Below are 12,822 nucleotides of genomic sequence, written 5' to 3' on the forward strand. Positions count from 1 at the left end.
CATAATTAAGAACCAAAGCAAGGGATGAAATTGAAAATTATTACAATCATGTTAATGGCGGGCCTGCAATATCTCTCTGCTGCCGCGCAAAACTTTAGGGCACCTGCTTACCCGCTTATTACACATGATAGCTATTTCAGCATCTGGTCAACATCAGACAAGCTTACTGATTCACCTACCAAACATTGGACGGGAGCTAATCAATCCTTAACTGGTTTGATAAAGGTAGATGGCGCTACTTATCGTTTTATGGGCAGTGAGGATAAAAACTATGTTGATATTGTGCCTACAGCTAATTTGACAAACTATAACTTTCAATATGTAGAAACTAAACCTGCTTACGGATGGGAGGGTACTGATTTTAATGATAACTCATGGAAAACCGGTGCTGCTCCTTTTGGCGATAATAAAGGGCAGGATAAAACCTATTGGAAGAGCGATAATATATGGGCCAGGAGAACTTTCTATCTTAAAAATCTCAATTTTAAAAAACTTTATCTTAAGATCAATCATGATGATAACATCCAGGTTTATTTAAACGGAGAGAAAATTTATAATAAAACAGGTTGGCTGAGCAAATTTGCCTGGTTTGAAATAAGCGGCGATGTTATTAAAAAATTAAAAGTTGGTAAAAATGTATTGGCCATGCATTGCGCCAACACTGCAGGCGGCACACACCTTGATGCAGGTTTATCCACCGATCCTCCAGAACCCCGGCGTAAAACTCCCATTTATATTGCCGACCAAAAAAGTGTGGACATGAATGCCACACAAACCATCTACAATTTCACTGCCGGTAAGATAGATTTGACATTAACTTTTACCTCTCCTTTATTATTGAAGGATCTTAACCTGCTTTCTCGCCCTGTTTCTTATATAGCCTATAAGGTTAAGGCGAATGATGGCAAGGAACATAACGTGCAGGTATATTTCGGTGCATCTACTGATATTGCCGTTAATGAGCCGGCCCAGCCAGTAACCACAAAAAAATACGTTACCAGTTCTTTATCCATATTAAAGGCAGGCACGGTTGAGCAACCCATATTGCAAAAAAGAGGCGATGACTTGCGTATCGACTGGGGGTATATGTATGTAGCGGTACCTAAAAGCTATGGCAGCAGCCAGTATATAACTTCGGCAATAGATGCAATGAACAGTTTTTCGGCAATGTTGCCGATTGAAAATACAAAGGATGGAACCCATTTGGTATTGAATACTATTATCCCACTTGGCAATGTAAGCAGTGTGCCCAAAGAGCAATTTATTATGCTGGGTTATGATGATATTTATGCCATTCAATACTTTAACAAAAACCTGAAGGCCTGGTGGAAACTTGGTGTATCGAAAACTATGGAGACGGAGATGGCAGCCGCTGCAAGAGATTATAAAGCTATTATACAAAAGTGTAAATTATTAAATACCGGCATGGAAAGGGCAGCCGTAAAAGCGGGTGGTGTAAATTATGCAAAGCTTTGTGTTTTAGGTTACAGGCAAAGTATCGCTGCTCATAAACTTGTAAAAAGTCCGCAGGGTGATGTGTTGTTCCTTTCTAAAGAGAACTTTAGCAATGGCTGTATCAATACGGTGGATGTAACTTATCCTTCGGCACCGCTTTATCTTACCTATAACCCTAAATTAATGGAGGGGATGCTTAACGGGATCTTCTACTTTAGCGAGAGTGGTAAATACAACAAACCCTTTGCAGCACATGATCTGGGTACCTATCCCCAGGCTAACGGCGAGGTTTATGGTGAAGGGATGCCAGTTGAAGAATCAGGCAATATGCTGATCCTTACTGCTGCGATATGCAAAGCCGAGAGAAGCGCGGCTTATGCCAAAAAACATTGGAAAACTTTAACTACCTGGGCCGAATATTTAAACAAATCGGGTTTTGATCCTGAAAATCAACTTTGTACGGATGATTTTGCGGGTCATTTGGCGCGCAATACCAATTTATCTGTTAAAGCCATAGTCGCCCTTGGTAGCTATGCTTTGCTTGCCGAGCAATTAGGCGATAAAGAAACCGCCGCGAGATATCGTGAAAGTGTTAAGGCGATGGTGCCTAAATGGATGAAACTGGCAGATGCGGGTGATCATTACGCGCTCACGTTTGACAATAAGAATAGTTGGAGCCAGAAATATAATATGGTTTGGGATAAAGTGCTTGGTCTTAACCTGTTCCCAAAATCTGTTTATCAAAAAGAGGTTAAATATTATTTATCCAAACAGAATAATTACGGTTTACCACTGGATAGCAGAAAAACTTACACCAAAGCTGATTGGGTATTATGGACAGCGGGGTTGGCCGATAACCAGGCAGATTTTAAAGCCCTGACCGATCCGGTACTTACATATTCGCAGGAAACAAGTTCAAGAGTACCGATGAGTGATTGGTATGAAACCACTACAGGTAAACAGGTAAGCGGTATGCAGGCGCGCAGTGTAGTCGGCGGATATTTTATGAAAATGCTTGAGGATAAGTTAACAAATTAATAAATACACTATTATAGATTATAGATGAGTAAGATAAGGATCTGGTTAATTTGCTTGTTTGCTCCACAGCTTTTATGGGGTCAGGGTAAAACTCCTGTTCAACAAAGTTCAGCTGCCATCGATATAGTATGGGATCAGTCATCTTTAAAACAGGTATCTGCCGGTGGTGGTGCCTATGCCCGTGCCATACAGCTAAAGGATGGCAGCCTGGTATGTGTTTATGAAGGCGATGGCGGTATTCAATGCACCCGGAGTACCAATCTGGGTAAAACATGGCTTGCACCTGTAAAAGTAGCATCATCGGTTAGTGGTATCAATATGGCTGTTCCGGAGGTGCTTGAATTAAAAGATCATTCCTTATTGGTATCATATAATCCTCGACCGTATAAGATCAATGGTGTTTTGGATACTTCAAAACACTTTGCCATTGTTGTTAAAAAAAGCTACGACCAGGGCAAAACCTGGAAAAATGAACAACTGATATACCAGGCCAGTTCAAAATTTGAAGATGGGTGCTGGGAACCAGCGCAGATACAATTACCCTCGGGCGAAATTCAGCTATATTACTCAGACGAGGGCGTTTATACGCATTCTAACGAGCAAAATATATCCATTTTCAGATCGAACGATAACGGCTTAACGTGGACTAAAAAACCGGAGATAGTGTCATTTACCCCTGGTCACAGGGATGGGATGCCGGTGCCGATTATTCTTCACGGAACAAAAGAGATCCTGTTTTCTATCGAAGATAATGCAAACGGTCAGTTTAAGCCATCCATCGTCCGTAATAGTTTTAGTCAAAACTGGCAAAAAACGGTTGGCCCAAAAGATGCTGAACGAACTTACGCTTTAACACCCAGCTTGCCTGATACGGTTTATGCCGGCGCACCGTATTTGCGTCAGCTGCATGGTGGTCAAACCATTTTATCATACCAAAGCACTGAAAATAGGGGGAATAACTGGGAGCTGGCCTGCATGCGGGTGGCTGTAGGTAGTAACAAAGGGCAAGATTTTGTAAATGTAAACACACCTTTTGCTGTGCCGGTAAATAAACATGGCTTATGGAATTCATTGTGTGTATTAAATGATGATACCATCGTAGCATTAACATCAACCGATGCGTATGGTTACAATGCCGTGTGGATGATAAAAGGGCACCTGGTAAATAAAAAATTGAAATAAACTATTAAACTCTTATACATGCAAACTAAATTAAAAGTATTGGCCGTGGCTTTATTAATGCCATTGAGCATGAGGCTGGCCGCCCAGCAAAAAGCAACAGCACAGGTATGGTCACAACAGAAGGCCAATACATGGTACGCTAAAAATCAATGGTTGGTAGGCAGCGATTTTATACCAAGCAACGCCATTAACCAGCTGGAAATGTGGCAGGCAGATACCTTTGATCCTAAAACTATCGATAGGGAACTTGGCTATGCACAAGGCATTGGCATGAATGTAATGCGTGTGTTTTTACATCATGTGGCGTGGCAGCAGGATCCGGAAGGATTTAAAAAACGGATGGATCAATATCTTGCAATTTCCAGTAAACACGGTATCAAAACCATGTTTGTGTTTTTTGATGATTGCTGGAACAAGGTACCTAAAGCGGGCAAGCAACCAGAGCCAAAACCGGGCATTCACAACTCAGGCTGGATGCAGGATCCGGGGCAACCAGCTTCTGAAGAAATGGCCAATTCACCTGTTTTAGAAAAATATGTTAAGGACGTATTAAAGCATTTTGCCAATGATAAACGTATTTTACTTTGGGACTTGTATAATGAGCCGGGTAACTCTGGCAAGGAGAATAAGAGCTTACCACTTTTAAAAAATATATTTAAATGGGGTAGGCAAATAAACCCAAGCCAACCGCTAAGTGCAGGTGTATGGTCATGGAATTTGGAGGATTTGAACCGTTTCCAGATTGCTAATTCAGATGTGGTTACTTACCATGATTACTCGCCCGAGGCTGATCATTTAAAAACTGTGCAGTTCCTTAAAATGATAGGTCGTCCGCTGATTTGTACAGAGTATATGGCCCGCCCGCGCAATAGCCTGTTCGGTACGGTATTACCTATGTTGAAAAAAGAAAATGTAGGTGCCATCAATTGGGGCTTTGTATCTGGTAAAACCAATACCATTTATGCCTGGGATGCACCAATGCTCGATGGCAGCGAACCTAAATTATGGTTCCATGACATTTTTCGCCAGGATGGCACTCCTTACAAAACTGAGGAAACTGATTTGATTAAAAGCCTGACAGGCAGAGGGAAATAATTTAAAATACGCAGGTGCGGGTTAATACCAGTACTTGCCACGTTAGGGGTTGTAAAAACCCTAACGCCGAATATGAAATAACAAAGCGGCGAAAGATTTACGAAGTTTTAAAAACTTCGTAAATCTTGGCTTCTACAACTTGCAATGGCTGTTATTTATATTGATCTATCTATGAAAAACAAATTAAGATATTTAATGCTATTTGCAACTTTCGGCACTGCTGCATGCAGTCATGCGCAGCCAAAACCAGAAAAGCAGACCCAAACAAAACCGGGTGTTATCAGCGTTATGCTTGATCGTGATTTTCCTGATCCCACGGTTATCAGGGTTGGAGCTAAGTATTACGCTTATGCTACTCAAGCTCCAAGTGATGGCCGGATGATCAATATCCAGGTGGCATCATCAACAGATCATGTGCATTGGACTTATGAGGGCGATGCCTTGCCGCAAAAGCCAGCATGGGCTTCCAATACTCAGAATTTTTGGGCTCCTGATGTTTTCTTTGATGCTAAGCTTAACAAGTTTGTGATGTTTTTTTCTGCCGATCCTAATGAGCTTACAGGTAAATGGATGGGAGTAGCTTACGCAGATAATCCGCTGGGGCCGTTTATTGATAAGGGTACCCCGTTAATGAAAGGGCCGGATTTTCATTGCATCGATCCCAAAGGCTTTGTTGACCCAAAAACGGGTAAGCATTTGTTGTACTGGGGATCAGATTTTCAACCATTGCGGGTAAGAGAAATGAAGGACGATTGGTCGGATTTTAAAGATGGCTCCGAAGCTACCGCGGTGGTATTTCCGGGTAAGGATAAAACTTATAGCAACCTAATTGAAGGATCGTGGCTTGATTACCAGGATGGAACCTATTACCTGTATTACTCAGGTGATAACTGCTGTGGCGATAATGCCAATTACGCGGTGATGATAGCCAAAGCAAGTGATCCATTTGGGCCATTTGTGCGGCTGGGCGAAAGTGACCACACTTTAAATAGCACAATATTGGTGAAAGATGCGGTTTATACCGCTCCCGGGCACAACTCAATATTCGATGATGGAAATGGCAATAAATTTATAGCTTATCATGCAATCGAAATTTTGCATAAAGAAAAAGGGAGAGTAATGTGTATCAGCTCCATTCAATATAAAAATGGTTGGCCGGTAGTCACCAGGTAATAAACAAAGGTATGAGTGTTAAAAAGTTTGATTATTTATCAATAAAATCCGTTTTATTGATAATGCTGGCTGGCATAAGCAATAGCTTTGCCCAAAGTATCATTACCACAGATAAATTTAATACTAAACCGAGTGTAACCGTTAGTGTAGCCGATACCCGGTTTACAATAACCTGGCCTGCGGGCAAAGCCGTTAAAGGCCGTTTGGTTTTAAATTTGAAAAACAACGAACCTTTATTTAGCAATATCCAGCTAAGTAAACATGGCATTTTTCAATCCATCATTCAAAATGTTGACCCACAGTTTATTCTTACTGAAGGAAAGCGCGACCTCATATCTCAGAATGGATGGAACATATTTTTTGATAAAGTACCGCTAAAGACCCATCAATCCTACAAGGTAGATTTTCATAAAAAAGATATTAAAGTGAGTAGTTCAGGTTCAAGAACCCTGATCACACTTAGCGGGGTAGAAGCGCCGGGTTTTAAAGGCGAGCTACAGATAACGTTATATGATGGGCAGCCGCTTTTTAATGTGGCTGCAGTAATATCAACCCAAATTGATTCGACAGCTATTTTGTATGATGCCGGTTTGGTAGGGAAACAGCAACCGGTTAAAAATATAAATTACGCGGATGTGTATGATCATTTGCAAACAGCCAAAATAAGTCAAGCCGATACGGCCCAAAATATCGCGGTAAAATACAGAACCATAACAGGCATAAATGATCAAGGTAGCATTGCCGTTTTTCCTGCGCCGCACCAATATTTTTATCCGCTGGATGAAGCATTTAACCTCAAATTTGTTTGGTGCGGTAACAACTACCGCCAAATGCTTAATGGTTATGGCCTGGGCATAAGGCAGGAGTTAAATGGCGATAAACGCTATGTACCCTGGTTTAACGCGCCGCCGGGAACAAAACAACGCCTTAATTTTTTCTGTTTGCTAAGTACCGATGGCGCAGCCGTATTGCTGAATAATGTTAAACGTTTCACACATGGCGATAGCTACAAGCCACTGCCCGGTTACAAAACCATGGCAAGTCATTTTCATAATGAATTTATCATGAGCGTGGTACTTAAGGGAAAGCCAGTTCCCGATAGCCCAAGCTTTGTTAAGGTGTTCAAAAAGCTGGGGGTAAATATTGTTCACCTTGCCGAGTTTCATTATACCGCTCATCCAAAAGGACCGGATGAACAGCGCTTACTGGAATTAAAAACTTTATTTGAACAATGCAGCCGCCTGTCGTCATCAAACTTCCTGCTTTTACCGGGCGAAGAGCCTAATGAGTTTTTTGGCGGCCACTGGTTGGAGTTTTTCCCAAGGCCTGTTTACTGGATTATGTCGCGTAAGGAGGGTACACCATTTGTAAGTACCGATGCGGAACACGGTAAAGTTTACCATATTGGGGATAAGAATGATATGCTGGCCCTGCTTAAAGCCGAGAACGGTTTGGTATGGACCGCACATGCCCGCACAAAAGGTTCAACGGGTTTCCCGGATGCTTATAAGAATGAGGAGTTTTATCTGTCGGATAGGTTTTTAGGTGCCGCCTGGAAGGCAATGCCTACAGATCTTTCGCAACCCAGATTGGGTAAACGCGTGCTTGATTTGATGGATGATATGAACAACTGGGGTCTGAAAAAAAAGGTGCTTTCAGAAGCCGACCTGTTTAGTATTGAACCGGAAAATGAGATGTACGCCCACATGAATGTAAATTACCTAAAGCTGGATAAACAACCCCAATTTAAGGATGGCTGGCAATCAGTTTTAAATGTGATACAACAGGGGAAATTCTTCTCCACTACCGGCGAAGTTTTGATTAACGATTTTAAGGTAAATGGCCACTCAACAGGCGAAACCATAGCTTTACCTTTCAACGGCCAATGTAATATTACCTTTAAAGCAGATTGGACTTTCCCGCTAAATTTTGCCGAAATTATTTCTGGTGATGGTAAACAAGTTTTTCGCAAACACATCAATCTTGATGCTACCGGGGCTTTCGGCACACAAATATTTACCGTTAACACCAACCTAAAAGGCCGCAAATGGGCACGCTTAGAGGTTTGGGATGTAGCCTCCAATGGGGCTTACACCCAAACGGTATGGTTCAAATAGTGTAGGCAGCTTATCCAAGTTTAGCTGAAGCAGCCAATTTATTTGCCTTTTAAATGTTGATGCTTAAAGTTTAGCCAAAACAGCTTAACTTGTATGCCATATCAGCAAATGGATCAACAAATAAAAATCATAAACGGCCGTGTTATTACGCCATATCGTATTATAAATGGTGGTACCGTACTTGTAAGCGGCAATAAAATTAAAGCCATAAGTGAGCGTGATATTGATGCACCAGGTGCCACGGTTATTGATGCTGCAGGTAAATACGTTTCGCCCGGATTTATTGATATTCATGTGCATGGCGGCGGCGGTCATGATTTTATGGATGGCAGCGAAGAAGCTTTTTTGGAGATAGCCCGCACACATGCCCGGTATGGTACAACATCCATGGTACCAACAACGCTTACTGCCGAAAAAGCAGACTTGCTAAAAACGCTTGATCTGTATACCCTTGCGGATGCTAAAAACACCATGGGCGCGCAATTTTTAGGGATGCACCTGGAAGGTCCCTATTTTGCCATGAGTCAGCGTGGTGCACAGGATCCCCGTTATATCCGTAACCCGGATGAGGAAGAATACAAGGAGATCATCGCTTACTCAAAAGTGATTAAACGTTGGAGCGCAGCGCCCGAACTACCGGGAGCAATTAAATTTGCCAAATATCTGCAGGCCAATGGTATCAAGGCTGCTTTAGCGCATACAGATGCCATTTATGAGGAAGTTGTTGAAGCTTTTGAAAACGGATATACATTGGCCACGCATTTGTACTCGTGCATGTCTGGTGTTAGTCGGCGCAATGCATACCGCTATGCAGGTGTTATCGAGAGTGCTTTTTTAATTGATAATATGGATGTGGAGGTAATAGCCGATGGTATCCACCTGCCTGCACCGCTGTTAAAATTAGTTTACAAAATAAAAGGACCTGATCATATAGTGCTTATTACAGATGCCATGCGCGCTGCCGGCATGCCCGAAGGCGAAAGCGTGCTGGGTAATAAGGAAACCGGCTTAAAAGTAATAGTAGAAGATGGTGTTGCCAAACTGCCCGACAGGTTATCATTTGCCGGGAGTGTTGCTACCTGCGACAGACTGGTAAAAAATATGATCAATATGGCAGGCGTACCCATAATTGAGGTTATAAGGATGATGACAAAGACCCCGGCTACCGTTATGGGAGTTGATAACTACAAGGGCGCTTTAGTTGAAGGAAAAGACGCCGACATCGTAATATTTGACGATGAGATAAATATCCAAACAACTATGGTAAACGGTAAGGTTGTGTTTGAAGCAAATGAATTATTCAATTAAATAATGAAGGAATTTATTAAAGATAGCCTGGTAGTTGAGATTTTTGATAATAAGCATTTAATGGGATTGGCTGCTGCCGTATCAGTTGCCGAAAAGATAAATGAACTGTTAAAAGCAAAGGCTTTTGTAAACATAGTGTTTGCCGCAGCACCATCTCAAAATGATTTTTTAGAGGGGCTGTTAAATCAGAATATTGACTGGAATAGGGTGAATGCTTTTCACATGGACGAATATTTAAAACTAGATAACGATACCCCGCAGCGGTTTGGGAATTTTTTGCGTGAGCGTTTGTTTGATAGGGTGACTTTTAATAGCGTGAATTACCTTGATGGCAACCCAATTGACGCCGGTGAAGAGTGCCTGCGTTATGCAAAGCTATTGGAGCAATTTCCTACAGATATTGTTTGTGTGGGGATTGGCGAAAATACACACCTGGCATTTAATGATCCGCATGTTGCTGATTTTAATGATCCGGTATTGGTTAAAATTGTTGATTTGGATAATTCCTGCAGGGTACAACAGGTTAACGACGGCTGTTTTGCCCGGATAGAAAATGTGCCCACTCATGCATTAACGTTAACTATACCAGCCTTAACAAAGGCGCCATACATATATATAATTGTGCCCGGTGAAAATAAGGCAGAGGCTATAAGGCAAACTTTAAATGCTGATATTACAGAGAAATACCCTTCAACCATCCTGCGGAAACATCCAAATGCCATCCTTTTTTTGGATGATAAAAGCAGCCTGCATATTTAAAATCTCAACCTATGAAAAAGATATTAGTTGTTTTATTGTTATTGGTTTGTTTAACCAATGCTTTTGCACAAAAAAGCAAAACAATACCTTCTTTATTTCCGGTAATGGGTTTTCACCTCGATCTGCGTATTCAGGTAATGACCATGCCGGCTCTTAGAGATTTCGCCCTAAAACTTAAGCAGAACGGCATGAACACTTTGGTAATGGAGTGGGAGGGTACTTATCCTTTCCAAAAACACCCGTTAATACCAAATCGTTATGCTTACAGTAAGGACGAGATAAAGAGTTTTATAAAATATTGCGATAGTTTGGGTATTGATGTAATACCCCTACAGCAAAGCTTTGGGCATGTGGAATATATTCTGAGGCATGAAAGATATAAGCATTTGCGCGAAGACCAGAAAGATGTATCGCAGGTTTGTCCGCTGGAAACTGAAGGCGACAAAGCCCTGTTTACAGATCTGTATTCAGAATTGGCTGCTACCCACACTTCCAGGTATATTCATATTGGTGGCGATGAAACCTATTTGTTAGGACATGATGCCAAATGCAAATTAAAAGCCGAAAAAGAAGGGAAATCCAAACTGTATACCGATTACATTAAAATGTTGTGCGATATCGTGATCAAATTGGGCAAGCGCCCGGTGCTTTGGGCAGATATCGCTTTAAAGTATCCTGAAGCCATTAAATCCTTACCCAAAGAAACTGTATTTGTTGATTGGAATTACGGTTGGGATATGAGCCACTTTGGTGATCATCAAAAGCTGATGGAAAGCGGTTTTGAGATTTGGGGATCGCCGGCTTTACGCTCAAGTCCGGATAATTATAACCTCACGCAATGGGAAAAACACTTTAAAAACATTCGAGATTTTATTCCTGCAGCGGCAAAATTGGGATATAAAGGTATGATCATGACGTCGTGGTCAACATCGGGGCAATATTCATCCGTGTACGAATCTGAGGCAGACTTAGCGGAATTATATGCTATAAGGCATGTATACCCATTATCGGGTTTTAATATTTTGATAGCGGCTTATTTTGAGGCACTGAAAAATAAATCACCATTAGATATAACGCCCTTTGTTTATAAATACGCAATAGAGCAATTTGGATTGGATAAAACGGGAGCAGCCTTGTTTTGGGATGCACTTAAAGTATCGCCTTACGAAATTCAACAGGGTGAAGTAAAATCGCCGATACCTATGTCTGTTCAGCTGCTATTGGATAGTTGCACTGTAGCACAGCAAAAACTTTACGCACTAAAACCATTAAAAAATCAACAGGAATTTGAACATTTTAGGGTAATGGCCGATATCAGGGTATATTACCTGTCTTACCAACTGGTAGAAAAGCAGGTTAACCAACCAACATTTGATGATACGCAAAGGCCGGCGGTTATTGATAAACTAAAACAGTTGTTAATAGATTCAAAAAGCCTTGATGAAAGATTTGCCCGGCTAAATAAAAATTTCTTATATCCCTCTGCTATTGATGCTGAAAATCAGCTAAGAAATATGAGAGTGATTGACTTATTACATCGCCTGTCTGGCGATAAATAGCAAAAATCAAATTCGCTCTTCAATTATTGCCGGCTCATGAGGTACGGCTTTGTTTCGTATATCTTAAAAACTCCTTACTTAAATCATTTAACTGGTAACTACCGGGCTACGAAATATAATGACCATTATCATTAATAAACGATATAACGCTAATGTTTTTTAATGCTTTCGTTATTTAATTTTCTGATAATTAGATTGTTATGTATTTGGCATGATGTTTACTATGCAATGCGTAAGTCTGCAATGGTTTTAAAATGAAGTGTTTAAATTTTAAGGGGTGAAAAGATGAACAGGATAAAACAATTATTCCACGTACGGAAGCTTAATAGTTCACTGACTAACAAAGTGATTGAATTACATAACACCGGTTATGATCATGATTTTCAATTACAGGGACAGCAACAGATACTTTGTCTTCAGGACAACAGACTTTTCAATTTTGATAATGTACTTATCAGGCTTATTGATCAGGGCTATGATAACCTCAGTCATTCTTTTAAATATCTCCACACTATAGATACCGGTTGCGGGCAGAAAGGGATTTTAATGGCAGGAAAAATTGCTACCCTTATTGGTGAATCTAGATCCAAAGAAAATGTATCATAACAATGCAGGTAAACCATATATAGGAGATAGCGACCTGGTATCTTGCCTGTTGCGTGATCGGTTGGAAACAAAGTTATCAGAACTTTATTCAAACAGGTATGAAGCTTTTTTTGATGAAGAGGCCGAAGTATTGAGCTATGAAGATAACACTGTTCAGGCGTTAACAGCAATTGTAAAGCAGGAGCAAAACTGTTATTATGAATACAAACAAGCCTGGAGTATCTGGAGCACCATGCGGGTTGATGACCGTTTGTTTCTGCTGCAAACCTTTCAAAAGCATTTTAATCAGCTCAGCAAACGCAATTCAGCTACTCGTAACATATTGGTTTTTTGTAAGGTGTTTATTAGTGAATTTGTTCCTATTATTTCTACTAATCGTAATTAACTCCACGGAAACTGCTTCTCCCATGTTTTAGCAAGCTATGTCCCTCCAGTCACCTTTTCCATAAAAACACGGATTATCAGTAGTATTATAAGATGAGCCAGTAGGGTTTATTATTAAAGGAAAAGAGGCCTGTAAATATCAAAAA

General features: G+C 40.9%; 10 protein-coding genes. All 10 read left to right on the forward strand.

Annotated features, from left to right (window positions below):
• Window positions 1-24 precede the first annotated feature (24 nt).
• The 10 genes from AC1D0K_RS05245 to AC1D0K_RS05290 all read left to right on the forward strand — a co-directional run bounded on the left by AC1D0K_RS05245 (window position 25) and on the right by AC1D0K_RS05290 (window position 12,677).
• A complete protein-coding gene (locus tag AC1D0K_RS05245) occupies window positions 25-2,493 on the forward strand; it encodes a glutaminase family protein (RefSeq protein ID WP_477394446.1) in 2,469 nt (822 codons plus the stop codon).
• Between the two features lie 24 nt (window positions 2,494-2,517).
• A complete protein-coding gene (locus AC1D0K_RS05250) occupies window positions 2,518-3,675 on the forward strand; it encodes a sialidase family protein (RefSeq protein ID WP_477394448.1) in 1,158 nt (385 codons plus the stop codon).
• An 18-nt stretch (window positions 3,676-3,693) separates the two neighbouring features.
• Window positions 3,694-4,770: a cellulase family glycosylhydrolase gene (locus tag AC1D0K_RS05255; RefSeq protein WP_477394450.1), complete on the forward strand. Its 1,077-nt coding sequence runs from the start codon at window positions 3,694-3,696 to the stop codon at window positions 4,768-4,770.
• A gap of 171 nt (window positions 4,771-4,941) precedes the next feature.
• Window positions 4,942-5,943: a glycoside hydrolase family 43 protein gene (locus tag AC1D0K_RS05260; protein ID WP_477394452.1), complete on the forward strand. Its 1,002-nt coding sequence runs from the start codon at window positions 4,942-4,944 to the stop codon at window positions 5,941-5,943.
• 11 nt (window positions 5,944-5,954) lie between these two features.
• Entirely contained in the window at window positions 5,955-8,060 is a 2,106-nt protein-coding gene (locus tag AC1D0K_RS05265; RefSeq protein WP_477394454.1) for a CehA/McbA family metallohydrolase domain-containing protein, read from the forward strand.
• A 93-nt stretch (window positions 8,061-8,153) separates the two neighbouring features.
• The gene (gene nagA, locus AC1D0K_RS05270; RefSeq protein WP_477394456.1) at window positions 8,154-9,368 is read left to right on the forward strand and encodes an N-acetylglucosamine-6-phosphate deacetylase; all 1,215 of its coding nucleotides are present in this window, start codon (window positions 8,154-8,156) and stop codon (window positions 9,366-9,368) included.
• Window positions 9,369-9,371: 3 nt separating this feature from the next.
• On the forward strand, window positions 9,372-10,127 hold the full coding sequence (locus AC1D0K_RS05275; RefSeq protein ID WP_477394458.1) for a glucosamine-6-phosphate deaminase: 756 nt from the start codon (window positions 9,372-9,374) through the stop codon (window positions 10,125-10,127).
• A gap of 11 nt (window positions 10,128-10,138) precedes the next feature.
• On the forward strand, window positions 10,139-11,686 hold the full coding sequence (locus AC1D0K_RS05280) for a beta-N-acetylhexosaminidase (RefSeq protein ID WP_477442187.1): 1,548 nt from the start codon (window positions 10,139-10,141) through the stop codon (window positions 11,684-11,686).
• Between the two features lie 285 nt (window positions 11,687-11,971).
• Window positions 11,972-12,292, forward strand: a complete 321-nt coding sequence (locus AC1D0K_RS05285) for a hypothetical protein (RefSeq protein WP_477394462.1) — start codon at window positions 11,972-11,974, stop codon at window positions 12,290-12,292.
• On the forward strand, window positions 12,282-12,677 hold the full coding sequence (locus AC1D0K_RS05290) for a hypothetical protein (RefSeq protein ID WP_477394464.1): 396 nt from the start codon (window positions 12,282-12,284) through the stop codon (window positions 12,675-12,677). The genes AC1D0K_RS05285 and AC1D0K_RS05290 overlap by 11 nt, the downstream gene beginning before the upstream one ends.
• Window positions 12,678-12,822 lie beyond the last annotated feature (145 nt).

This window comes from Mucilaginibacter sp. P1_A3 (assembly GCF_056406855.1).